The sequence below is a fragment of the Bremerella volcania genome (assembly GCF_007748115.1).
Classification (GTDB): Bacteria; Planctomycetota; Planctomycetia; order Pirellulales; family Pirellulaceae; genus Bremerella; species Bremerella volcania.
The window spans coordinates 3,720,015-3,744,483 of sequence record NZ_CP036289.1 but is presented as its reverse complement, the minus strand read 5'-3'; the positions used below and the strand labels follow the sequence as shown (position 1 = coordinate 3,744,483).

Here is a 24,469-nt window from a genome sequence, read left to right as displayed (position 1 = left end):
GCGTGCGCGGCTGGGCCAGGCATAGGCAATTGCTCGCCAAATATTAACCTCCTGGTCGAGCCAAATTGAGTAAGGTGTGAGAGGAAGCGTTATAGTATGGGTTCGATTGATAGGATCATTTTCCGATAGACTGTTATGCCATCTTCCCAGCCGTTGTTTATTTCCCTTGGTCAAGACTGCGAGCCTGCCCATCATATTTGGCGGCTCAAGCTACCCACCGTTCGCACGCCGTTCGATAGTGCCCGCGTGCCGGACGAAGCCTTGCGGCAGTGTCTGCTTTCTGATTTCAAGCGGGCATTTTCCGACAATTCCATGCGGGTTGGCTGTTACGAGACGAATCTGACTTGGGGGCATATCTCGTACCAGGCACTCAGCCAGGAGATGCGCGATCGGTGGACGTGGCAGGTGAATAATTTCCTGAGCCTGAAGGAGAAGCAGGTACTGTTCGTTCGCGAAGTGAGCGAAGTCGATGACCTGGCAAAACAGCATGACGAAATATCTCACTGGTTGAACGAAGCGGGCTACCGCTCGTTTCGATTGGCATTGGCCGTGAAAGGAGCGTGCGAGAGGACCGACCGCTGGTTTCCCTTGACCCGCGAGCCTGACGAGCAAGGCGTCGGAAGCTGGAAAGGAAGCCGCGCCGACTGGGACGAGTTCTTCGCGCATGTCCAACAGCCAGGGCAGTCGAAGAAAAGTACCTTGTACTTTCGATCGGATGTGACCTGGTAGTTGGGCACTGAGTTGCAGGAAGGTTATACCTGGCTCAAATCAACTTCCAGTTGATGCCCGGTGAGCCACAGGTTTTCCAGCCAGACCATGCTTTCGGCGACCGTGCATGACTCGCTTTGAATGGCCAGTTGCCAATGCTCGATCGCCGGGCGAACGATGACGTAGTTCAACGTGCTGTGGATGAGCACCATATCGGCGACCGTTTCCAATTGATCGTCGTCGACGGTGTACTCTTCGCGGTACCCCTGCACCAACAGGCCCAGGCACGCGCCTGCTTTCTTCGGGGATGCATCCGGCACGCTGATGCTGGGGAAGTAATACCTGGCAAACAGCAGCGTCGCGAAATCCATCGTTCGCCAGCCGTAGCAGCCGAGATCGAAATCGATGATCTCGATCTTGCCAGCGTCGACCAAAAAGTTGCCGGCGTGAATGTCGCGATGCACCAGGCCGTACTGCCGCGGCTGCGTGGGACGCTGGCGAATGTTGCTTAAGAAGGCCTGCATCACGGCGACGACCTCGGTGTTGTACGCCGGAAGGAGCGGATCGGGGAAATGCGTTTCCTCGATTTCATACCACTGCTTGCGGTCTTTATCGGGCGGCAGATGAAACTCATCGGAAAGGCGATGAATGCGACCAATCTGCCGTCCCAAGTCGATCAGCAGTTGATCGTTCCATTCATCCGTCGAGTTCTTGTGCAGGTGCTTGCCGGGGAAGCGCTCGAAGCAGGCCACATGCAGCACGGCGTCGTCGCGCTCGATCGTTTCCAGCAGTTCGCCACGCCTCGACGGAATCGGATGGGTGACCGCACAGCCGTTGTTTCGCAAATGCGCCAGCCACAAGAGTTCGCCGAACAGTTCCGCCTCGCTCCGGACCGCCCCGTCAGAGATCCGCACGATCACCGGGGCCCCGTCGCGGGTCTCGGTGCCGTAGACGTGATTGATCCCGTCGCGAATCAGCGAAGTCTTGTCGAGAACCAAACCCCAGTGGTCGACGCACTGGGCGAGCGCATCGTGATAGGCAGACGAATCATCGACAGGCAAATGATTAGGATCCACGGAACGCTCCTGGCAGTCTGCGCGGGTGGCTGGTTATGGGCTGGCTTCGATGATAAGGAAATGCCAGCGATGGGAAAAGCTTTTGAACCAGGCTTACCTATTTTGGGTATCAACAAAGACACCAACCCATTAAAATCCAGCGTACCCTTTTTCGTTTGATCTCCAAATACATGCCGTCGCGATCCGCACCGCGTTAAGCTGGGTGGCGATTGCGGGGGAGGATCCCCTTTCATCTTTGGCTAGGAGTGCCCATGGCTAGCGTTTCGCGAGTGCCGCTGCGTCAGGAAAGACCGCCTGGGGCTGTCCCGTCGAAAATCTGGTGGCCCTATGCCATTGGGATCGGCGGGATGCATGTGCTGGCGCTGTTGGCATTCTGGCCATGGCTGTTCAGTTGGTCGGGCGTGGCCGCCGTGCTGATCGGCCATCATCTGTTCGGCATGCTGGGCATGACGGTGGGATACCATCGATTGCTGACGCATCGCAGCTTTCAGTGCCCGCGTTGGCTTGAGCATACGTTTGCCGTCCTGGGTGTTTGTTGTTTGCAAGATACGCCGGCTCGCTGGGTGGCGACGCACCGGCTGCATCATCAGCATTCGGATCAATCCCATGACCCGCATAGTCCCCTGGTCAACTTCATGTGGGGGCAGATGGGTTGGCTGATGGTGAATAACCGAGACGTCAACCGGCTTTCGCATTTGGAGAAGTACGCGAAGGATTTGATGCGTGATCCTTTTTATATGTGGCTGGAACGATCGCACCACGGGCTGTTGGTATTCGCCGCCCATGCCGTGGTCATCTTCTTGCTGGGAGCTGGCATCGGTTGGCTGACCGGCGGACCCGACCATGTGCTGCGAATGGGCTTGAGCCTGTTGGTTTGGGGCGTTGCCGTGCGAACGGTTTTCGTGTGGCATGTCACATGGGCGGTCAACTCGCTGACGCACTTGTGGGGCTATCAAACGTACGCGACCAGCGACAACAGCCGCAACAACTGGTTGGTCGGATTGCTGGCCCACGGAGAAGGATGGCACAACAATCACCACGCCTTGCCAACCGCCGCGGCACATGGACGCAAGTGGTGGGAGCTGGATCTATCGTATCGCGTGATCTGCTCGCTCGAACGGATGGGTCTGGCCTGGAACGTATCGCGGCCGGAAGCCCGGAACGAGCGGGTGTTGGCGACCGAAGACGCCGGGTAGCCGCTCGACGTGGCGGTTGGGGGATCGTCGGAAGTCTTCCTTGCCACTTTCCGGCAAGTTGCCGTCACCCCCACCATTTGTGTCATAAGCTATTAGTAGCCTAAGCATGTCGCGTGCTGCCAGGGCGATCGGGGCGTTCTCTTCCGACTCTCTTCATAACGGAGCCTATCGATGGGTGCTGTCCGTACGCTCGTGGTCTGTAGTTTGGTATGGGTAAGTACGAGTTGTGCCGTACATGCCGAAGAAGCCAGGACTTGGGTTGATACTCACGGGAATCAAGTCCCCGGCGAACTGGTGGATGTGACGACCGATCAGATGGTCGTCCTGCGGGTTGAAGGGGCGGAAGTGTCGATTCCGCTCGATGTATTTTCAGAGGACGACCGAGCCTATCTTCGCCAGCAGATGCCCGAAAAGGTGAAAGAAGTTCAGGAAACAAAAGAGCCGCCTGAGGCTAATTCCAGCGCCAAGTCCACTGCGAAAGAACAACCGAAGCAGAAACTCACCGGGGCCGACCTATATCAGCCACCTCGTAAGAATCAGACCCTTCAATATTACTGTACCGGCTGCTACGGGGATCTCTCGTCAAGCATCGGCGTGGGAGATCACTGCCCTCGCTGTGGCATCATGATTCAGTACGAAGAAGACGAGAACGGCAACGTCATCAAAGGAAGCAAGCCTCCCTGGTTCGCATACCTGCCGGTGCGGACGATCGGGTTTTTGATCGTCATGGTGCTGAGCACTGCCTGGAAGTTTCGCCGATTGATTCCCATGGGATAGACCGATTCTCCCAAACGACACCGCTACAGTCGCATAGAGGTTGCTTGTACGCCATTAAGGCGGTGATCCTGAATTTAACGGCTGTCGGGGTGCTTTGATACTTGACGTGTGGACGTGGGGATCATTATGGTATTGAGAATCGATCTCATGATGTTTGCCAGCCACGTCTGATTTTCTTAGGCCGAGCTAGCTTGCCAATCAAGCCAGCCACTGGACCGAGCCAGCTTCAGGACATCTGCGGATATTCAATCCCTCCCCTGAATCAACCTGGAGCTCTTGGACCATGCGCGAACGCCGCGGTTTCACGCTAGTCGAACTGTTAGTTGTCATTGCCATCATTGGCATTTTGATTGCCCTGCTGCTGCCGGCCGTTCAGCAGGCCCGCGAGGCAGCCCGGCGCATGTCTTGCTCGAACAACTTGAAGCAAATCGCGCTGTCGATGCACAACTACGAAAGTGCGATGCGGCAGTTTCCACCCATTGGCGAATCGATCAATTATTCGTTTTCGGTTCAAGCACAATTGCTTCCGTTTTGCGAGCAAGAGAACCTCCGGCGGCTGATCGACTTCCATGTCGAACTGGGCCATCCGCGAAATGGGGTCAACCCGGAACACGCCGTACCGGCTCTTACGCCGGTCGAGTTCTTCACGTGCCCGAGCGATGACACGCCGGTTGTCAAAACGGTGGAAACGGCCTCAGCGGGTCCGTTTGAATTTGCCGGCACCAACTACTGCGTGAACGTCGGGAGCGGTACCGGCGACTACGTCAGCTTTGGTGATCCGACTGACGGGATCTCGTGGGCAGGTGCCAAGGTAAAGTTCCGCGACATAACCGACGGAACGTCGAACACGGTTGCGTTTGCGGAAACATTGATGGGGCCCGGTACCGAACCGGCGAGCACCCCGCAAGGGAAGCTGATGCAGAAATACATCGCTAAGGGCAGCGGTCGCAACATTTCCGACGTCCACGCTTTACGAAACTACATCGACGCCAACGATTTGTCGGGCATGTTGAGCCAGGTGACCGGCTGGGATGGTCAGCGCGGATCGACTTGGATTCGCGGCTTCGGTAGCGGCGGTGGGGCGATGAACGGCTACATCACGCCCAACAGCAAGTTCCCCGACATTTCGATTCGTGCTTACGTGGTCATGGGACCGCGCAGCAATCACCCAGGTGGAGCGATGACGGTGTTCTGCGACGGCAGCGTTCACTTCCTGGCCGATACGATCAACGTCGAGACCCTTCACAATTTGTTCGCCCGCAACGACGGGGAAGTGATCGGCGAATACTAACACCCGACGCGAACGCATCGGATCGCTGCCGAAGCCGCGATCCATTTTCTCGTACGCGGCGAGACTTAAATCAATTACCTCAGGACCGACTTATGTCGACAACGGAAGCAACGCCAGAAACACCGTCGCAGGCTTCGGCAGCCGATGATACGGCTTCGATACTCGCTGCCGCCCGTGCTAAGTCTTCTGGCAAAGAGAAGCCTGCCCCGAAGCGAAAGAACTTCGCCGAGAAGGCCTGGAACGAGTCGCTGAAGCTCATCCGCCGCATTCACTTGTATTCCGGCATCTTCATGCTGCCGTGGGTGCTGCTGTACGGCTTCACGGGTTGGTTCTTCAATCATCCCGGCTACTTCACCGGCGATCAGGTCACGTCATTCAGCGCGGCCGACGTCGCAGGCGGGCAGTTGGCCGTACTTCCCCAAGCCGACGCGATGGCTTCTCAGATCGTGGAAGAACTGAACATCGAATCGTTCCTGGTGGATGGTCCCGAGATCAAGCTGACCGATTCCCGCGCGCCGGAGTTCAGTGGCTTTCTGAAGTTTACCGTCGTCGCCGAAGATGCTTCGCACGACGTCGAGATCGATCCGGTGAGCGGCAACGGTACCGTCCGTACGACCTTCTTCCGCGACGAAGACAAGTCGGATCCCGACTTGCCACCCGCCAATCCGCTGCAAGATATCCGCGGCGTTCAGATTCCGGAAAACGCCTTGGCAAAAGCTCAGGACGCGACGCCGCAGGTACTATCCGACCTGGGGCTATCCTCAGGCACGGCCAACACCGGTCGGCGATCGGCGAACTTGACTTTCTCGGCCGAAGTCGACGGTACGCCCTGTATCGTGACATGCAACCTGGGTAACGGGAGCATCACGGCGCTGCGAGAAGACGCCAAGGCCGAGATCGAAACGAAGAGCTTTTTGCAGCGACTGCACCTGGCTCGGATGTATACGCCTCACTGGAATGTCCGTTGGTTCTGGGCATTGATGGTCGATGCGATGTTTCTGTCGATGGTCTTCTGGGGCATCTCAGGCATCTTGATGTGGTGGCAGATCAAACGCTCGCGGCTGTGGGGGGGCGGGTTCCTCGTGGCCAGCGTCATCTGCGCCGTCCTGTTGATGGTCGGCATGCACGATAACCTCTCGACCTCAAGCCGTGGTCGAGGCGCCGGCGGGCCAGGCGGCGGTGCTCGACCAGCAGCGGCTGAGGTAGAAACGGACGCCGACGTCGATGAAGTTGCCGCTGCCAGGTAAATCGAAATTTCGCTCGCTCACCCTCACAAGAATCATTCAGGAACCCACCCATGCGAACTGCTGTCTTCTTTATCGTGGCCATCGCGGCCGCTTCGACGGCGTCGGCGATTGCCGCTGAATCCGAGTCGCCATCGATTGATACGATGACCGCTTCCCTCGAACAGGGCTTCCAAGCACTCGATCAAGACCACGATGGAAAACTACCGTTGCTCGAAGTGATCAAGGCCGTGCGGCCACTGGGATTCGGCGCCCAAGCGGAAGCTTCGAGCGAGGCTCGCGGAAATCAAGGTCGCGGTGGCAATCGTGGTGGTCGTGGTCAACGCGTCGGCGAAGCAGGGCGAGATCAACGCGGCCAAGGGGGCGGTAACCGAGGTGGTGGTAATCGTGGCGGCGGCGCTGGCGGGCGAGGCGGTTTCGACCCAGCCGAGCGTTTCAAGTCGTTCGATCAAGATGGAGATGGCGTGTTGAAGGGAAGCGAGATCAACGCTCGTCTGACTGGTTCGAAGTATGCCGAAGATGGCGAGGTGAGCCTGGAAGAATTCCAAGCGGCCTTCGAGGAAATGCGTGCCCAGATGGCATCCGGCGGTGGGCATAGCCACGGCGGCGGAGGGCCCAGCCACGGTGGCGGCGGTCCTGGTGGTTCGTCGGCTACGACTTCCCAAGACGCTGCATTGTTGGTTTCCTTCGACGGCAATCGCGATCGCCTGATCAGCATCGACGAAATCAAAGCGGCCTTGCAAAAGGAAGTCGATCGACAGACGCTTGAGAAGTTGAAGCTCGATAAGGATGGGGACGGCCAGGTTTCCAAAGCGGAATATGCCGCCCAGATCGAAGCCGAGGAAGGAACCGAATTGGACGAAGAGGGGCTCGATCGTCGCTCGCGAATGACCTTCTCGCGCGAGGATGCCGACCAGGATGGCGTAATCACCAAACAGGAAATCACGCAGCAGGTTTTGCGTCAGCTTAGTCTTCGCGCCGAGGCACTCGGCTACTGCTTGCTATTGGCCAGCGTCGATGCCAACGATGACGAAAAGATCTCGGCGGATGAATTGAAGAAAGCCGCACCGAGTGAGTTGGTCGAGTTGCTGAGCATCTCGGCCGAAGAGCCGTTAGCCAGGCAATCGTTCTACCCAACGGTTCGTCGCCGACTCGCCCGCCGAGCGTCGGCAATCGTTGGCTCATAAAAAAAGCCAGGTCGCCATTTTGTTAGCGGCCCGGCCTTTCGTGATTCGTGCCAGCGGATGGCGTGATTACTTCGTTTCCGACTTCTTCGCGTCGGCGACTTCGAAGCCGGCCTTTTCCCAGGCCTCTTCGCCGAACAAAGCGGTCAACTGTTTATCCCCTTCCATCCCTTCGGCTTTACCTTTGCAGTTGTTGCAGCAGAACTTAATGGTAGCGCCGTTAACCGTCAGTTCGGTCTTCATGGGGCCGCCGGTGAATGGGCAGTGTTCCTGCTTGGCTTGTTTCGTGGCGACCAACTGAAGGTTGCCTTTGGCCATCACGGTTTTGTCTTTGGCGTCCAGCTTCTTGGCGAAACCCTTGGGGCAGTTGTCGCAGCAGAAGAAGACTTTGCCCCCTTTGTAGTCGAGCGACTTATCAGCCTTGGCGGCGGCCTTGGGGTTCATGATGCACTTGACCCCTTCCAGGTCAATTTCAGCAGCGACGAGGGACACCGTCGCAACGGCCAGGAGGGCCATACCGGCGAGCAGAAAACGAGCTTTCATCAGAAAGATCCTTTCGCAGGAGGGAATAAGGGCAGATCAAAATCTCGGCGATTTCCCGTATTATCAACGTAGCAAATGGGGCGAGTCAAGAAAAACTGGGGGATTTAGAGGGTAAAGTCGGCTGGGTAACGACCGAGCCGACGAATCATGGGTTCGTTATGTTGAGCTGACTCGCCAAGAACTCTAGCATCGTACTACTGGTTTCCTGGTGGTACTTGCCAAGATTGTGATTCGTGTCTTCCAGCACCACGACACGATGCGGAATCATCCGTTCATCCAGCACGGCTTGGAGCGGCTTGAAAGCGTCAGGCCGGTCCTGGTCGCCGTTGATGGTGAGCAGAGCGTAGTGGTTGGCTTTCAACTTGTCGGCGTTCTGCTTGGCGACGGCCAGGAGCGGGCTGTCTTCGCCGCTGCCTCGAAACGAGAGGGCCCCACCCCAACTACCGGCCCCGCAGAACAGCTCCGGGTGATTGAGCGATAGATGCACCGAGCCGGCGCCACCCATCGAGAAACCGCAGATCACGCGTCCCGATGGCTGGACCTGGGTGGGGTAGTCTTTGTCGACCAGGGGAATCAGTTCGTCGATGATCATTGCTTCGGCGTCCCCTCGATAGCCGCTCATGCCGCCGTTGGGAAAGACGCAGATCGCCGCAGGGAACTTGCCTGAGCGAATCGCCCCGGCCACTTGCGAGGCGAAACCGGCGGCGTCCGACTTTTCGCTGCCGCCTGCTCCGTGCAGGAAGTAGACCACCGGGTAACGCGTCTGGCCGCTGATATCCATCTCGGGAGGCGTCCAGATGACGTAGCCGACCGGATGACCGAGCGATTTGCTGTCGAGCACTTTGTGCACCAGACCCGGCATGGTGGGGATGTCCGGGTTCACCCATTGAACCTCGCGCCGCGGACGTTGGGCCATCGCCATTGAAGTCATGCCGATGGCAAGGAACAGGGCAAGTGCCAAAGTCGAGCGGGCATTCATAGCGGATCACCTGAGTAGGAAGAGTGAGCGGGAAAAGAGACGCAGCCTACACGATAATCGTAACGAGAAAGTGAAAGAATCCTGACAAAACTTACCAAGATCAACTGGCGAGAATAAGGAATCTTTCAAATCCCACCTGAAAACTGTTGGTTTTCCGCCGACAGGTACGTTATAAGATTTCCAACCTTCAACGTGGGATTCGATGCGGAACTCGCTTCCGTTCCCGCTGCCTCGTTTCGATGCCTTGCCCCGGATCTTCACCAATTCAGGAGTCATCGTGAAACCAGTCACTTTGCGTCAGCGGCTTCGTTACCAGTTCGACACGTTCATCTCCAAGGGAGGTGGTTCGATCTTCGTGAGCCTGGTGGTGGTGTTCCTGGTGTTGTTCGCCGTCCTGGCCGGGCTGCGCGGCCTGAGCATGTTGATCGAGCCGGCCGGCGTTTCGCACGAAACCCACAATTCGTTTCTCGGCCAGGTCTATATCATTTTTCTGGAGCTGACCGACCCGGGGAACATGAACCAGGACAAGTTCTCGTCGCCGCTGATCAAGATCTCAGGCATCTTGGCCGGGCTGGCCGGCGTGATCATTCTGTCGATGCTGATCGCGTTCATCACGACGGCACTCGATCAGAAACTCGCCGAGCTTCGCAAAGGCTTTTCCCGCGTCATCGAAGATGACCACACGCTGATCCTGGGTTGGAATCATCGTGTGCCGGAGATCCTCCGCGAACTGGTGATTGCCAATGAAAGCGAACGCGATGCCTGCGTCGTGATTCTGGCCGACGTCCCGAAAGAAGAGATGGACGACTTCCTCAGCGTTAACGTCACCGACCGCCGCACGACCCGCATCGTCACCCGTAGCGGCAAGCCGTCGGCGAAGCTGAACCTGGAAATGGTTTCGCTGTCGACCAGTAAGAGTGTCGTCGTGCTGGCCTCGTGTCCGGAAGCAGCCACCGACGCGGAGAAAGCGGCCAGCGATATTCGCACCATCAAAACGATTCTCGGCGTGATGGCCTCGCGCGATGAGAACGAACATGAAGAGCTGAACATCGTGGCCGAACTGTTCTTCGAGCGGAGCCGCAACATTGCCGAAGACATTTCGCCGGAGGTCACGGCGATCGACGGGCAAGAGATTCTGGCGAAGTTGCTGGTCCAGACGAGCCGTTCGTTGGGCTTGAGCGTGGTGTACGCCGAGATGCTTTCGTTCGACGGCTGCGAGCTGTATTTCCATCGCGCTCCGTGGAACGGCATTACCTTTGGCCAGGTGCTGTATCACTTCCCCGATGGCGTTCCGATTGGCCTGCGGCATGCCGACGGGACGGTCGTGATCAACCCCGAGGCCGACCTGGTGCTTGAGGAAGAGGACGACATTTTGATTCTGGCGGAAGACGATTCGACGATCGAGTTCGTCAAAGACGCCGTCGCGAAGCCCAATGGATTGACGCTGGCCGACGGTAAGAAGAGCGAGCAGACGGTCGAACGCGAACTGCTGATCGGCTGGAACGAGAAGCTGCCGCTGATTGTCCGCGAGTACGCCGACTACGTTCAGCCAGGCTCACAGATCGATATCATGCTTCGCGAACCGACCGATGCGATTCGTCAAAAGGTCGACCAGTTGGACCAAGAACTCGATAACATGAGCGTCCGCCTGATCGAGGGAAACCCGACCGATATCCCCTCGCTGACCGCGCTCGAGCCGTTTCGTTACGACAACATCATCATCCTCAGTTCCGGCGACGTCGAAGCCGATTCCGAGACGTCTGACTCCGAGACGATCGTCATCCTGATTCTGCTGCGGAAGATCTTCTCGGAAGCTGGGGATGGCGTCGATACGACCAAGACGAAGATCATTACCGAGGTGATGGACTCCGACAATCAGGAACTGGTTGCCAGGGCAGGGGTGCACGACTTCATCATCTCGAACCGCTTCGTCAGCACGATCCTGGCCCAGATCAGCGAAGAGGCCAGCATCAAGGCCGTCTACGACGACTTGTTCTCGGAAGATGGTTCCGAGATTTACCTGAAGCCGGCCCGGCTCTACTTCGAGTCGTTCCCGGTGGAGGTCACCTTCGCCGACATGATGGACGTCGCCCAGCAGCGCCAGGAGGTATGCATCGGTGTCAAAGTCCAGGCCTTGGAAAACAACATGAACCAGAACTTCGGCGTGAAGCTGATCCCCGAGAAGAACACCAAGTGGACCCTCAATGCGGAAGACCGTTTGGTGGTGGTTTCGGAGGATGAGACTTAGTGTGGCGGCGTTAGGCTGGGTCAAGACCCAGCGACTACAAAGCGGAGGCGGATACGTCATCCATATGAGATCATGGCGGTATAGTAAGATCGCCCTCATCACCCTACCGCCGAACATCGTTCGATAGCGGATTGTCAAAGCGGGTCGCGCCCCGGCCTACCAAGGAAGAAAGACTCAAACCGATGATGCACCCCGCTACGATTCGCCCCGCCAATGAAGGCACCCGAGTTGCCGTTGTTGGCGATCTGTACCGCTACCTGGCCACTGGCAACGAAACGGGCGGCGCGTATGCGATGATCGACGCGTTGATTCCGCCGGGCGGTGGACCGCCGCCCCATGTTCACAGCCGCGAAGAAGAGTCTTTCTTCGTGCTGGAAGGGGAGATCACGTTTCGGCTCGACGGTGAAGTGGTCGTCGCCGGACCGAACACCTTTTTGAACATGCCGATCGGCAGCCTGCATAGTTTTAGGAACGAAAGCGGACAGCCAGCTCGCATGCTGATCACCCTCGCCCCGGCTGGCCTAGAGAAGATGTTCTTGGAAGTAGGTAAGGTGTTGACCACCGAAGAGGAACCACCGCAACCGCCAACCGAGGAAGAAATTCACAAGCTTTTGGAAGTGGCGCCGAAGTATGGGGTGGAGATTCGTCTGCCGCATTAGGTTGGGTTGAGGTCATGAATGTGGCAAGACGCGAGCCGAACGGGCAATGGGCTGGTAGGAGACCGCGCCAATAAGATTTCTACTGGTTTTGCCGTAATTCTTTTGCCAAAACCGAGTATCGCATGTGGCTGACAGGTACGCTGGCAGCAGGCCAGTCGATTTCCCCCTTGTCTCCTGCATAAAAGAATACGGTGCTTTCCATGATGAACCAACGAAGCGTTGTTACCTGCTTGACGATTGTTTGCCTGGCTCTTTTCGTGTCGTTCGCGGTTGCTCGCGGGCCGAAGAATCAGGGGGCCCAGCAGCGTGGGGCTGGCGGGGCGAACAACGCCAATCCGCAGGCCGCCGGTGCCGCGAACGGGAACGCCCAGCGTGGCAACGGGATGGACCAGAATAGGATGCAGCAGCAGAACATGCCCACCATCGAGCAGCTGGCCCAGGCACTGCTCGCCCAGTACGACGCCGACGGCAGTAACGCCCTGGATCAAGCAGAACTACAAACGGCTTTGGCGGGTCTGCGACAGATGATGATGCAGAACCAGGCAGCTGCCGGCGGGCAGCAGCAGATGGGGGCGATGATGCCGCAAAATCAGAACGGCATGCCCCCAGCGGGACGCGGACCAGGACGCCCCGGCGGCGGTCAAGGAGGCCAAGCCGGGCGCGGTGGTCGCTAAAGGTTTGGTCTTAGAACGAGCCAGGCTGGGTTGAGGCCCAGCCTGACGTCCGCTATTTGCTCGTCAGCTCGAAATCAAACTTGTTCTCGCCGGAAGTGACGGTCGCTTTCAGGTCGGAATCTTTGTTGTACTTGGGAGGAACCCGCATCGTCGTTCCGTCATCGAGCGACTCGCCTCCCGAGATGCGAACGATATAGTCACCCAGGGGAGCCCCGGTCTTATACCCGGGGTAAACCAAAGCGTAACTGCCGTCTTGCTGGGTGTAGCCGGTCGCGGTCGTTCGATCTTTGGTGTCTCCAGTCGGCTCGAAGTTGACTTCGAGACCGGAGACCGGCTTGCCATCGAACGTGACCACCCCGGTAACGGGAGCCATCGAGTCGCCAGAGCAGCCGGCAAAACCGATCAAAACAGTAAGCAGTGCGAAGCAGGAAGCAGTCTGAACCGACAGACGCATATCATCAGATCCTTGAGATATTAGCTATCAGAGCGACAACACGCTCATCTCGTGTTGTCGCCTGAGTTGCGAGTGAAGAAGTGGGAACGACGACTCCGTGAGCCTTAGAAAGGCGCCTCGAATGGAGTGCCATCGTTACGAAGGCTTAGCGGCTTCAAGACGTTGTTCTTGTCGGTCGTTTCGGGAACGAAATGGACCGAGGCGTCCGCGGTGAGCGACATGACGCCCCCAGGATGCAAGCTCGACCAGCCCTTGCCGGCGTTCTGTGGTTGACCTGCGGCAGAGTAGTCGAAGTTAATCGTGAAGGCACCACGGAAAACAGTTCGAAGTGTCGCTTCATTTCCGTAGCTATTGTTCCTCCCGACCCCAAGCCAGGTTGCGGCGCGCCCCTTGGGATATTCGCGTTCGGAAACGAGCAGTGTGTTGCTGGTGCCGTCGGTAATGTCCGAGAAGTTCAGGAAGCTGTTGCCCCACAAGAGACCACCAGCGTCTTTGTCTTGAACGGGATAGTCGGGGGTGTTGCTCCAGCCGGCACAGCCAACGTAGTTCGACACGGCCACGTCAAAGTGATCGGTGCTGCCAAACTTCTGGCTTTGGGCAAGTTCTGGAGCGGCATCCGAAGGACAGATATACGCTTCAAGTCGCTGCTGCAGCAGTGCCTTATCGGCGGCGGTGGCGCTACTGGTGTAGCGGTTGTACAGCGGCGTCTTGCCGGGATCGAGTTGGTCGTAGAAGTTCTGCTGTTCGACGAAGGGCAGAATGGCCACGGCCCAGCCGTAATTGCATTTGCCACTGCCGCCCCGGTAGAGCCAACCAGCTGGCAAAGCACCATAAGTATCGTGATAGTTGTGCAGAGCCAAACCGATCTGCTTCAGGTTGTTGCTGCACTGCATCCGGCGAGCGGCTTCACGGGCTTGTTGAACGGCCGGCAGCAAGAGGGCGATCAGAACGCCGATAATCGCGATGACTACCAGCAACTCGACAAGGGTAAAGCCTCGATTAATGAACTTAGCGCGCATAGAAGATTTCCAACGAAAAAGAGTAGAGACAGAAAAGAGAAGAATTCTCATAATTACTGACATTTAAGGTAACAATGTACCCTGAGAGCGTCAACGGAATTCTACACGCGCAATCAACCGTCAATGTTCATCAAGACGCCATTGTTATGGTATTAGAGGGAAAACAAAGTGTAAAGAAACTCAGAAGTATGTGTAATAGTCATCGGTGGGGGAAATGCTATTTCGCTAAATATTTAAAGAACTTGCGACTTTTGTCTAGGCAATGCTGCGCTGACAACACGCTCAACTGCTCGAAGAGTCAAAGAGTGGGGCTTTTTTCGAGAAAAAATATGGCGGATAAATCCTCATGAAGCGCTAAAGAACTCATCGCTATTGAGCAAGTGCGCCTAACCGCAAGTGCCGCCTGACGAGGGAATTGAAAAACAACCCACCAATAGTTTGTTGCTTTCTGCGAGAGTTTTCTCGGTCCTTAAGGCCAACCTAGTGCTTGCTACTCTGCTTGTTTGCGACAGGGGTGCCAAGCAAAAAGTCTCAGAAATGTGGATTTCCGAAGCCGCAGGCTGAGTTGCGGCTTGTTGCCTACACGACGTCGCCATATGAGGTTGGACAGCAGGATCGTCGCTCCTGGGCTTGCTCCTTGGGCTCTCAGACTCCAAGCAAGTTCTCAGAACGGGCGTACGAGACGAGCATGGCTCGTGACGCTGCCATCTCGGAGTCGGTTCCTGAAAACGTGGATGAATTTCCCAAAAGCGATGAATGGAGTGTTTAAAGTGTAGTCAGCTAATGGTGTTGTCCTACATTAGGCAGCCCTTAGCAATTGCGATCATCCAAAAACATCCCATGCCACTGGTTGCGACATTCCCGTTCATTCCTGTTTCATTTTCCGTCGGAGACTTCGATGCCAAAAAGATCGTACGGATTTACGTTAGTCGAGTTGCTTGTCGTCATTGCCATCATCGGTGTTCTGATTGCCCTTCTTTTGCCAGCAGTCCAACAGGCCCGTGAAGCCGCTCGCCGGATGCAGTGCACCAACAACCAAAAGCAGATCGGTCTGGCGCTGCACAACTATCACGACACGTTCTCGCAGTTTCCGCCGGGGTGCTTCGTCAATACATCGAATGCTCCGGAATCAGGTGGCGGGACGTCAAACCCGATGCGTTACGGTTGGATGCACCCACTGCTGCCGATGTTTGAGCAAAACGCACTTTTTGAAGCCTTCATCAAGGAAGTTCATGGCTCAGGCACCTATCCGTGGAATACAACCGTCGACGAGAACATCGTCGATGCGCTGCTGTGTCCTTCGGATCCCAATGCCGGGAAGATCGTCCGCGGCGATCTTGGGTTTGCCGGAAACTACGTTCTGTTTTCTGGTACCAACGGCCTCGACGGGTCCGGAACCAATGAAAACGGGATGTTTTACTGTTGGTCGAAGACGAAGTTTCGTGACGTAACCGACGGCACGTCGAACACCGCCATGGTGGGCGAGATCATCATCGCACCGGAATCTGGCAGCGATCATGATCGCCGCGGTGGCTACTGGATTGCCGACGGAGGAGGCGGAAACTTCCTGGCGGCTTCCTTCTATAACCCGAACTCAACGACTCCGACCTCTGCGGACCGTCAAAAAGCGGGCAACTATATCAGTACGCCCCGTGCGCCCTGTGCCGATTCCGTAAGTGGTGGCTTCTATCGCGTTACTTCGCGAAGCTATCACCCCGGTGGGGTCCTCACGACCATGGCCGACGCGTCGGTGAGTTTCTTCCCCGAAACGATCGACAACCCGATTTGGGTGGCCCTGGGAACTCGTAGCGGCGGCGAAGTGAACAGCGGCAACTAGGTCTGCTGGACACTGAGCTAATCAAGAAGTCCCGAGAACATCGGTCGGACGCATCACCGATCGATGTCTTCGTGAGTGCATTAATCACAACATGGAAATTAGATCGATAGTCATGATGAATTCGAAACTCACCAGTCTCATCCTCTTCATGCTCGCGGCAACCCTAAGTTGTGGCTGCCAGTCTGGGGATAGCGGCCCGCCTAAATACTCCGTCTCCGGCAAGGTGTCTTACCAGGGGAAACCGGTTGAGGATGGAACGATCATCTTCGTTCCCACAACGACCGGTGGAGGTGGCCAGGTGGGTCTTCCCATCACCAATGGGACGTTCCAAGGAGAAATCACAGCCGGGGCCAAGAGGGTCATGATCGAAGCAAGTCGACCGGGACCGCCAGTCACGAACGACTTGGGCGAAGTGCACCAGAGTCAGGACTGGTACATTCCCGTCAAGTACAACGAAGCGTCCGAATTGACGTACGAAGTCCTTCCTCAGGAAAACGTTGAAGTCAACTTTGAATTGAAATAGCGTCTGCGCCGAGCATTTCTCTGCGTCACGCATGAACAAACGATCCCCAGTCGAGTCAAATCGTCTGGGGATCGCTCTTGTTACGCGTACCGTTTAGCCCTTCACCCCCTTCTCAATTCTCTTCCCAATATCGGGGTCAATGTTCTTCCAATACTCGAAGGCCCGCTGGAGCACCGGCTCGGTGATGTCCTGGCGTAAGTGGCCGACGACGTTTGAGACCAGTCGATCTCGCGCCGCGTCGTCCATCACCTCGCGAACGAGCGTGCCGGCCTGACCCCAGTCGTCGTCATCTTTACGCTTGGTGTAAGCTGCCCGGACGAACTCGCCATCGGCGCTCCAGGCTTCCGTTTCCGGGTTTCGTGAGGGATCGGCGGCGGGACCTCCTTTCGAGTTCGGAGCGTAGACCGGATCGGTCACGTTCTGGGTTCGCATCGCGCCATCCTTCGAGTAGCTATGGAAGGGGCACTGCGGCTGGTTGACCGGGATCTGCTTGTAGTTGACCCCCATCCGTGCTCGGTGAGCGTCAGCATAGGCGAACATGCGTCCCAGCAGCATTTTGTCGGGGCTGACGCCGATGCCGGGAACGATGTTGTTGGGCTCGAACGCTGCCTGTTCGATCTCGGTGTGGAAGTCGGTCGGATTCCGATTCAACGTCAACTTGCCGACTTCATGTAAGGGATAGTCGGCATGCGGCCACACTTTGGTCAGATCGAACGGATTGAAGCGGTAGGTCTTCGCTTCTTCAAACGGCATGATCTGCATCTTCAGCGTCCAACTCGGGTAGTTGCCCTCTTTGATCGCGTTGAACAGATCGCGACGATGGACGTCCGAATCTTGCCCGGCCATCTTTTCGGCCTCGTCCTGGGTGTAGAACTCGATGCCTTGATCGGTTTTGAAGTGATACTTCACCCAGAAGCGTTCTCCCTGGGCGTTGACCCACATGTACGTATGGCTGGAATAGCCGTTCATGTGCCGCCATGTTTTAGGAATGCCGCGGTCTCCCATCAGCCATGTGACCTGGTGGGCCGATTCCGGCGACAGCGTCCAGAAGTCCCACTGCATATCGTGATCGCGCAGACCGTTGTCGGCACGACGCTTCTGCGAACGGATGAAGTGTTGGAACTTCAATGGATCGCGAACGAAGAAGACCGGCGTATTGTTGCCGACCATGTCGTAGTTCCCCTCGGTCGTGTAGAACTTCAAGGCAAATCCCCGCGGATCGCGCCAGGTGTCGGGGCTACCCCGTTCGCCCGCCACGGTCGAGAAGCGAATGAGCGTATCGGTCTTGGTGCCAGGCTGAAACACGGCGGCCTTGGTGTACTGGCTGACGTCGTGCGTGACTTCAAAGAAACCGAAAGCGCCCGAGCCTTTGGCGTGTGGCTGACGTTCCGCGATGCGTTCGCGATTGAAGTTGGCCATCTGCTCGATCAGGTAATGATCGTGTAACAGGATCGGGCCATCGGGGCCGACGGTTAACGAGTGTTCGTCACTGGGAACCGGAATACCGGCATCGGTGGTCGTGGGTTTAGGCTTATCGCTGGACATGCTTGTCTCCCTGGTTGACGGTTGCGGGTTGGTACGGGAGTGGTGACACGCTCATTCTAAGAAGCATGGAAGAGAGTAAACCGACAACTCGCCACGGTGTTGCCCAGGGCAGGCGCATTGATGCCGGGCGTGGAAGGAATTATTTTCAGCGTGCGGGACAATTGTTCTCGGCGACTGCTGGGCCTTCGCGGCGAAGATGCACGCGTCGAGTTCCGCCAGCTTTCCGTCGAGCCGCTTAAGCCGAACTAAAACAGCGGAGCAAAACCAGCTTCGCGGCGGCAACTCGATAACTGCGCGAGGTGAAAGCCGAAGTGATTGGTCAGCAGCAGCGTGATGACGTCCCCGACATTTTGGATTGGCGATCCATCGAACAGTCCAATGCCGTGCGGCTGGGCAAGTCGCTCCGGCGTTGCGTCCTCGAGGGCCATCTTCTGTAGCTGCGCGTAGGCGCCAGTGACGGCGTCGATCATCGTTTGCTTGGTCAACCCGGTATCGGTGGAGACTTCACCTGAACTGCCAGGCGCAAACAACGGCATCCAGTCGGGGTGAGCCACGGTTCCACCCAATGCTTGCTGCCCCATCTCACCGGTCAGTGCCAGGTGCCCCATCACCCACACCGGCAGATGCTGATGACCAGCCGCCGGCTTGTAGAGGACCTCGTCGGGAACATCCGCCGCGATCTTCTGAAAGCCGGCGAGTTGAAACTGATTGATAGCAACGGCGCTAGACAGCATGCGTGGTCTCCGCGAAGCAACGGTGGTTGTGGGGACGAGCGGGAGAGTCCCGATGTTGGCTCCTTAGATGACGCCGGGGCGAGAAGGTTACAAAGAATTATGGTTTTGTTTGGAGGTCGAGTTGCCATTTGACTGCTCGCCAAGTCGATCGCGTCGACTTGAACCGTTGATGATTCTTGCTCACCCAGTTACAACCATGGATTCGATTGCGAAGACTGGTTAAGGGAAAGTAGCAGGCAGAATGCACGGAATTCTGAATATCAATAAGCCGGCCGGTAAGACGTCGCGCGACGTCGTGAATATCATCCAGCGGCTCATGCGTCCGGCGAAGACGGGGCATGCTGGTACGCTCGACCCGCTGGCGACCGGGGTGCTGGTTTGCCCAGTGGGACACGGCACGAAGCTGATCGAGTACATTCAGCGGATGCCCAAGACGTACGAGGCCTGCTTTCTTTTGGGCCGGCAAAGCGATACCGAGGATATCGAAGGCAACGTGCAGCTTTTGGACGATCCGCCGCGCCCCTCGCGTGACGAGATTGAAGCCGTGTTGCTCAACTACCTGGGAACGATCGAGCAGGTCCCGCCGGCGTTCTCGGCGCTGAAGGTCGCCGGCAAGCGTGCGTACGACCTGGCTCGGCAGGGCAAGGAGGTGGAACTGGCCAGCCGCGAGATCGAAGTCTACGCATTGGAGATCCTGGCGTACGACTATCCCCAGCTTCGCATGCGGATCGAGTGCGGCAGTGGAACGTATGTTCGTTCTTTGGGACGGGACATTGCCCGCGATCTGGGAACCGAAGCGATCATGTCCGAGCTTATGCGCACCGCGATCGGGTGCTTCCAGATCGACGATGCGATTCACCCGGACGATCAGTTAAGCCGAGGAACGCTTGCTGCCGCGCTGCAGCCCACCTCGCTGGCCGTGTCCCAGATGCCGCAGGTAACGGTCGATCACGACAAGATCGTGCGGCTGGCCCAGGGGAAGCTAATCGAGGTGGACGTGGATACCGCTTCCCAGGAAGTCGCCGCGATGACGCAGGCCGGTCAACTGGTGGCCGTGCTTGTTCCCGGAAAAGAAGGCGGGTGGCGGACGGCTCGCAACTTTGCCAACGACTACCTGTAACGATTCTATCGATCTTGCGGCGGTTGTCGGATCTGCGCGTTAGCGAATCGCGCGTATGGGCGAGAAACGAACTGCGGCATTCTCGCTAGCAGTGCCGAAGGAGGAAAGTGGAGCGCTGTAACTCATGTGCGAGCTTGGGTCAGCCGCTGACGTTCTCCCCCCAGTTTTCCGGCACCGTGCATGTTCGAAGAACGAAGTATCCAGCGAGACCTGATCGCCATTGGATTGTCCGCGTTGACGATCTTCCTGGCGCTGTCGCTGCTGTCGTATCGTGCGGATGACGCCATCGGCGAACTGCCGGCTCCTTTCGCTGCGATCTATCAGCCCGATCAAGTCGCCTACCCTCAGCCGCACCAGGTACACAACTTGTGCGGTGGCGTTGGGGCGCTGGCCGCCGACTTCCTGCTGGTCAATTTAGGAGTCGGAGCCTACTTTGCCGTGGTCAGCCTGGCTGCGTTCGACGTCATTCTATTGATGCGAAAAGAAATAACCTCGCCTGCGGCGCGGCTGATTGGTTGGTTGATGACGCTCACCGGCATCACTACGCTCGTCACGATCGTCGCCCCAGGGGCCTCGCCCGGACCCATCAGCAGTTCAGGCGGACGGCTCGGCCTGGTCGGTCAGCAGTTCTTAAGCGAACACTTCGCCACGACCGGGGCCGTGATTCTGTGCCTGGCCGTTACCGCGTGTGGCGTGCTGCTGTGCACCGAGTACGAACTGGTTCGCTTGACCGTATGGAGCTTTCTGAAAGCCAAGGAAAAGACGCAAGCCGGAGCCGCTGCCTGGAAGACGCGTCGCGAACGATTGAAGGAAGAACGCAAGGCGAAGCTATTGGCCGAGTTTGGCCTGGATGATGAAGAGGGGGAATACGAAGAAGAGGAAGTCGAATACGACGAACAAGGCGTCCGCATCAAGATCGGCGGCCGTCAGATCAAGACCGACGTCGACCAGGAGATTCCGTTCGAAGACGGCGAAGAGGTCTTCGAGGAAGAAGCAGCCGGCGACGAGGATGAGGTCGAGCAAGAGGAATACGAAGAGGAGGAAGAGTTCGACGAAGAAGTCGAAGAGGAACTCGACGAAGAAGAAGTGGAGGAGGAAGTCCCCATCACGCGCGTCGAAAAGCCCGAAGAATCGCCGCTGGCAGTCAAGAACCGCAACAGCAAAAAGCAGCAGCAAGAAGATGCCCGCAAGAACGTGATGAGCGAGTTGGACAGTGCCGCCAACGGCCGGGCGAACCCCAAGAACTACGAACTACCTCCGATCGAACTGTTGATCGAGAGCGACGACTTCTCATTTGAAGAGCAGGAACGCGAAGTTCGCAAGAAGGCCAAGGTCCTCGAGAAGACGTTCCTCAACTTCGGCTTCAACGTGAAGGTGGTCGAAATCGAAACGGGCCCGGTCATCGCTCAATACGAAGTTGAACTGGAAGCCGGTCTGCGTCTGTCGAAGATCACCGGCCTGGCCGACGACCTGGCGATTGCTTTGCGTGTGCCGAGCGTGCGTATCGTGGCCCCGATTCCCGGCAAGAATACGGTCGGGATCGAAGTCCCGAACGACGAACGCCAGATGGTTCGCCTGCGCGAGGTGATGGAAGAAGCGAGCGGCCGCATCAACAAGATGAAGGTGCCCATCTTCCTGGGTAAGGACGTTTCGGGGAACTCGCTGGCGGTCGACCTGGCTTCGATGCCTCACCTACTGATCGCCGGTCGGACGGGCACCGGTAAGTCGGTCTGTTTGAACGCGCTGATTACGTCCATCCTCATGACGCGTCGTCCGGATGAAGTGCGGATGTTGATGATCGACCCAAAGATGGTCGAGTTGTCATGTTATCGCACGCTGCCGCACCTGATGCATCCGGTGGTGACCGATATGAAGAAGGCCGAAGCCATCTTGGCGTGGGCGGTCGAGAAGATGGAAGAGCGTTACCAGTTGCTGGCCCAGGTGGGCGTGCGTCACCTGAGCGCGTTCAATGCGCTGGGTGAAGAAGAGATCTGGGATCGCCTCGGCTGCGAGGATGAAGGAGAGCGGAACAACGTCGCGACGAATCTGCCGTACATCGTGATCGTGGCGGACGAAATCGCGGACATGATGATGACGGCCGGTAAAGAGGTCGAACAGCACATCATTCGTTTGGCTCAGAAGTCGCGTGCGGTCGGTATCCACTTGATTCTCGCCACGCAGAAACCAACGGTCGACGTCATTACCGGTCTGATCAAGTCGAACTTGCCGGCGCGTATTTCCTTCCAGGTTGCCAGCCGTACCGACAGCCGCGTGGTGCTCGACGAGATGGGTGCCGACAAGCTGCTGGGCAACGGTGACATGCTCTTCCTCTGGCCAGGCACCTCAACCCTGATGCGTGGTCAAGGGACGTACCTGTCCGATGAAGAAATCAACCGCGTGGTCGAGTTTGTCAGCACCGGCGAGCAAGACTTCGTGAAGGAACTCGTGCAGCTGAAGGTCGAAGACGGCGCGACCGCTGACCCAGCCAAAATGAAGAAGCGCGACGACCTGTACGAGCAGGCCGTCGACGTGATCGTCGCCGAACAGCGCGGCAGTGTTTCGCTACTCCAGCGTGCCCTGGGCGTCGGCTACGGACGTGGTGCCCGGCTGATCGACTTCATGGCCGAAGATGGCATCGTCGGCCCGTACAACGGATCGCAGGCCCGCGAGGTGATCATCACGCCGGAAGAATGGGAGCTGATGAAGTCCGGCCAGTCGAGCGGCAGTAGTGTCGCCGATGAGATCGAAGAGGAAGCCCCAGCCCCAAAGGCGAAACGTTCGAACAAAATCCGCCCTCACCTTGTCGAAGATGAGGAGGAAGAAGAGGAAGTCGACGAAGAAACTGAATACGAAGAGGTCGATGGAGAAGAGGAAGCCGAGTACGAAGAAGAAGAGTACGAGGAAGGCGAAGAGGCGGAATACGAAGAGGAAGAAGAAGCCGAATACGAAGAAGAGGAAGACGCGGAGTACGAAGAGGAAGAGTACGAAGAAGAGGACGCCGAGTACGAGGAAGAAGAATACGAGGAAGAGTCCGAGGAGGAAGACGACGAGGAAGGCAAGTACTACGAAGAGAGTGCTTAATTCCCCATCAAAAAACAGCTAAGGCTACCGAGGGCGTTTCCTGGGTAGCCTTTTTTTGTTATCCGTTTCTAACGCTTCGTGGTCAGCTCGAAATTAAGTTCGTTCTTCCCAGGCGTGACTTCCGCGGTCAGTTCCGTCTTGGCGTTGTAGCGAGTCGGGATTCTGACCTTGGCTTCCGAACCGGAGGGAATGTCGATCCGCACACGGTACTTGCCCAGCGAGGCACCTTCCTGGCTGGCCGTATATTGCAGCTGATAGTGCCCTTGGGCATCGGTGAACCCGATCGCCGGTCGGCCGCTCTCAGGCTCAAAGGTTACTTCCAGGCCTTCGGCCAGTTGGCCGTCGACGGTAACGTTGCCTTCGACTGTGGCAAACGACGGATCGCTGCCGACGCAACCCACAATGCCCAGCACGGCCACGCAGGCCGACAGAAGGATCCAACGAGTCATCATATTTGCTTTCTCTAGCTTAGGAGTGTTTCGATTTGATTAGGGAAGTTCCACCGGCTGACCGTCGTTGCGAACGCCCAGCAGTTGATAGACGCCCAGGTTCGTGACGTCGTAGTGGGTCGGATCGGGATCGTCCCAATAGAAGTCGCTGGTGCGATACTCGATCGTCTCAGGGAGGAAGCGAACCGAACCGTCGACCAACAGAAACTGCGAGCCGCCTGGGTGCAGACTGCCGAACCCTTTACCGTTGTGGTCGGCACCGGCGACCGTCTCACGGTTCATCGGCTGGGCAAAACTTGCCAAAACGTCCATCACGCCGCGTGGCCACTTACGTGAGGCATTCATCGTGCCGGCCCACACACCACCACGACGTGCATTGCGGCCCGACGTGGTGCCATCGACGTCAGCCCCGTCTCGTTCGCCCACGAAGATCGTATTGCTGGTGCCGTCGGTCACGTCACGCATCTTGACGCCGCTGTTGCCGTGGAACATGCCATGCGACTTCTGGGCTTGGCTGATGTGTACCATCCCTTCGCTGCCGATGTAGTTCGACTCGGCGATGTTCTCGTTGTTGCTGCCATAGGTTGCCCAGGGATTGAGGTCTGGGGCGGTATCCGAAGGGCAGCGATAGCCGTCGATCGGCGTCTTGACTAGGGCCAGGCAGTTAGCGTTGCCAATGCAGTCGGTCAGCCGCTGTTTCGTGACGCCAATCTGATCGTGCATCGAACCTTGCTCGATGAACGGCAGAATCAACGCACCCCACGACCATTGAACGTTGCTGGTCGAGTCGTACATGAACCCGCTGGGAAAGGTTTGGTAAGTGTCGTGGTAATTGTGCAGGGCCAAGCCAATCTGCTTGAGATTGTTGGAACACTGCATTCGTCGAGCGGCTTCGCGAGCCTGTTGCACTGCGGGCAACAGCAGGGCGATTAGCACGCCGATGATTGCGATCACCACCAGTAGCTCAACCAGAGTAAAAGCATGTCGGCGCGCACTGTGCGCGCAGAATGAGTTCGGGGAACGCATGGGGGATTCCTCGTGGGTAGGCCAAAAGGGGAGGGGTTAATCGGGTGGGATAAAACCTGATAATTAGTATGCTATTTATAGTTAATTGTCCACAAGTAGTAA

22 protein-coding genes are annotated in these 24,469 nt (G+C 57.3%); 13 read left to right on the top strand and 9 right to left on the bottom strand.

Annotated elements, in window-relative coordinates:
• Nucleotides 1-135 precede the first annotated feature (135 nt).
• Nucleotides 136-729, top strand: a complete 594-nt coding sequence (locus tag Pan97_RS14920) for a DUF1796 family putative cysteine peptidase (protein WP_144973849.1) — start codon at nt 136-138, stop codon at nt 727-729.
• 23 nt (nt 730-752) lie between these two features.
• Here the strand turns inward: Pan97_RS14920 and Pan97_RS14915 are convergent, their stop codons facing one another.
• Complete coding sequence (locus Pan97_RS14915; RefSeq protein ID WP_144973847.1) at nt 753-1,784, bottom strand: phosphotransferase enzyme family protein; 1,032 nt, start codon at nt 1,782-1,784, stop codon at nt 753-755.
• Between the two features lie 251 nt (nt 1,785-2,035).
• On the opposite strand from Pan97_RS14915, the gene Pan97_RS14910 reads away from it, so the two are divergent.
• The 5 genes from Pan97_RS14910 to Pan97_RS14890 all read left to right on the top strand — a co-directional run bounded on the left by Pan97_RS14910 (nt 2,036) and on the right by Pan97_RS14890 (nt 7,479).
• A complete protein-coding gene (locus Pan97_RS14910; protein ID WP_144973845.1) occupies nt 2,036-2,980 on the top strand; it encodes an acyl-CoA desaturase in 945 nt (314 codons plus the stop codon).
• Nucleotides 2,981-3,151: 171 nt separating this feature from the next.
• Nucleotides 3,152-3,757, top strand: a complete 606-nt coding sequence (locus Pan97_RS14905; RefSeq protein WP_144973843.1) for a hypothetical protein — start codon at nt 3,152-3,154, stop codon at nt 3,755-3,757.
• A 283-nt stretch (nt 3,758-4,040) separates the two neighbouring features.
• Nucleotides 4,041-5,048 (top strand): DUF1559 domain-containing protein, encoded by a 1,008-nt coding sequence (locus tag Pan97_RS14900; RefSeq protein WP_144973841.1) that lies wholly within the window; start codon nt 4,041-4,043, stop codon nt 5,046-5,048.
• 92 nt (nt 5,049-5,140) lie between these two features.
• On the top strand, nt 5,141-6,295 hold the full coding sequence (locus tag Pan97_RS14895) for a PepSY domain-containing protein (protein ID WP_144973839.1): 1,155 nt from the start codon (nt 5,141-5,143) through the stop codon (nt 6,293-6,295).
• 50 nt (nt 6,296-6,345) lie between these two features.
• Entirely contained in the window at nt 6,346-7,479 is a 1,134-nt protein-coding gene (locus Pan97_RS14890; RefSeq protein ID WP_144973837.1) for a CREC-EF hand family protein, read from the top strand.
• Nucleotides 7,480-7,545: 66 nt separating this feature from the next.
• Here Pan97_RS14890 and Pan97_RS14885 read toward each other — a convergent pair whose 3' ends face one another.
• Together Pan97_RS14885 and Pan97_RS14880 are read right to left on the bottom strand one after the other, a co-directional pair.
• Nucleotides 7,546-8,019, bottom strand: coding sequence for a hypothetical protein (locus Pan97_RS14885; RefSeq protein ID WP_144973835.1), 474 nt, complete (start codon nt 8,017-8,019; stop codon nt 7,546-7,548).
• Between the two features lie 145 nt (nt 8,020-8,164).
• Nucleotides 8,165-8,998: an alpha/beta hydrolase gene (locus Pan97_RS14880; protein ID WP_144973833.1), complete on the bottom strand. Its 834-nt coding sequence runs from the start codon at nt 8,996-8,998 to the stop codon at nt 8,165-8,167.
• A gap of 277 nt (nt 8,999-9,275) precedes the next feature.
• Between Pan97_RS14880 and Pan97_RS14875 the strand changes: the two genes are divergently transcribed.
• From Pan97_RS14875 to Pan97_RS14865, 3 genes are all read left to right on the top strand, one after another.
• Complete coding sequence (locus Pan97_RS14875) at nt 9,276-11,246, top strand: CASTOR/POLLUX-related putative ion channel (protein WP_165698774.1); 1,971 nt, start codon at nt 9,276-9,278, stop codon at nt 11,244-11,246.
• Nucleotides 11,247-11,428: 182 nt separating this feature from the next.
• Nucleotides 11,429-11,905, top strand: coding sequence for a cupin domain-containing protein (locus Pan97_RS14870; protein WP_144973829.1), 477 nt, complete (start codon nt 11,429-11,431; stop codon nt 11,903-11,905).
• A gap of 200 nt (nt 11,906-12,105) precedes the next feature.
• Nucleotides 12,106-12,579 carry an EF-hand domain-containing protein gene (locus Pan97_RS14865; protein ID WP_144973827.1) on the top strand — a complete coding sequence of 158 codons (474 nt, stop codon included), beginning with the start codon at nt 12,106-12,108 and terminating at the stop codon, nt 12,577-12,579.
• 52 nt (nt 12,580-12,631) lie between these two features.
• Here the strand turns inward: Pan97_RS14865 and Pan97_RS14860 are convergent, their stop codons facing one another.
• On the bottom strand, nt 12,632-13,033 hold the full coding sequence (locus Pan97_RS14860) for a transthyretin-like family protein (RefSeq protein WP_144973825.1): 402 nt from the start codon (nt 13,031-13,033) through the stop codon (nt 12,632-12,634).
• A 104-nt stretch (nt 13,034-13,137) separates the two neighbouring features.
• Nucleotides 13,138-14,052, bottom strand: a complete 915-nt coding sequence (locus Pan97_RS14855) for a DUF1559 domain-containing protein (protein WP_144973823.1) — start codon at nt 14,050-14,052, stop codon at nt 13,138-13,140.
• Nucleotides 14,053-14,950: 898 nt separating this feature from the next.
• On the opposite strand from Pan97_RS14855, the gene Pan97_RS14850 reads away from it, so the two are divergent.
• Complete coding sequence (locus Pan97_RS14850) at nt 14,951-15,889, top strand: DUF1559 family PulG-like putative transporter (protein WP_144973820.1); 939 nt, start codon at nt 14,951-14,953, stop codon at nt 15,887-15,889.
• 112 nt (nt 15,890-16,001) lie between these two features.
• Entirely contained in the window at nt 16,002-16,412 is a 411-nt protein-coding gene (locus Pan97_RS14845; protein ID WP_144973818.1) for a hypothetical protein, read from the top strand.
• A 93-nt stretch (nt 16,413-16,505) separates the two neighbouring features.
• Here the strand turns inward: Pan97_RS14845 and Pan97_RS14840 are convergent, their stop codons facing one another.
• Together Pan97_RS14840 and Pan97_RS14835 are read right to left on the bottom strand one after the other, a co-directional pair.
• Complete coding sequence (locus Pan97_RS14840; RefSeq protein ID WP_144973816.1) at nt 16,506-17,957, bottom strand: catalase; 1,452 nt, start codon at nt 17,955-17,957, stop codon at nt 16,506-16,508.
• A gap of 245 nt (nt 17,958-18,202) precedes the next feature.
• Nucleotides 18,203-18,691 (bottom strand): DinB family protein, encoded by a 489-nt coding sequence (locus Pan97_RS14835; protein ID WP_144973815.1) that lies wholly within the window; start codon nt 18,689-18,691, stop codon nt 18,203-18,205.
• A gap of 241 nt (nt 18,692-18,932) precedes the next feature.
• Here Pan97_RS14835 and truB point away from each other — a divergent pair, with 241 nt between their 5' ends.
• A complete protein-coding gene (gene truB, locus Pan97_RS14830) occupies nt 18,933-19,811 on the top strand; it encodes a tRNA pseudouridine(55) synthase TruB (RefSeq protein ID WP_144973813.1) in 879 nt (292 codons plus the stop codon).
• 180 nt (nt 19,812-19,991) lie between these two features.
• Nucleotides 19,992-22,892 carry a DNA translocase FtsK gene (locus Pan97_RS14825; protein WP_144973811.1) on the top strand — a complete coding sequence of 967 codons (2,901 nt, stop codon included), beginning with the start codon at nt 19,992-19,994 and terminating at the stop codon, nt 22,890-22,892.
• Nucleotides 22,893-22,960: 68 nt separating this feature from the next.
• On the opposite strand, the gene Pan97_RS14820 is transcribed toward Pan97_RS14825, so the two are convergent.
• Nucleotides 22,961-23,344, bottom strand: a complete 384-nt coding sequence (locus tag Pan97_RS14820) for a carboxypeptidase regulatory-like domain-containing protein (RefSeq protein WP_144973809.1) — start codon at nt 23,342-23,344, stop codon at nt 22,961-22,963.
• Nucleotides 23,345-23,380: 36 nt separating this feature from the next.
• On the bottom strand, nt 23,381-24,367 hold the full coding sequence (locus Pan97_RS14815) for a DUF1559 domain-containing protein (RefSeq protein ID WP_144978434.1): 987 nt from the start codon (nt 24,365-24,367) through the stop codon (nt 23,381-23,383).
• Nucleotides 24,368-24,469 lie beyond the last annotated feature (102 nt).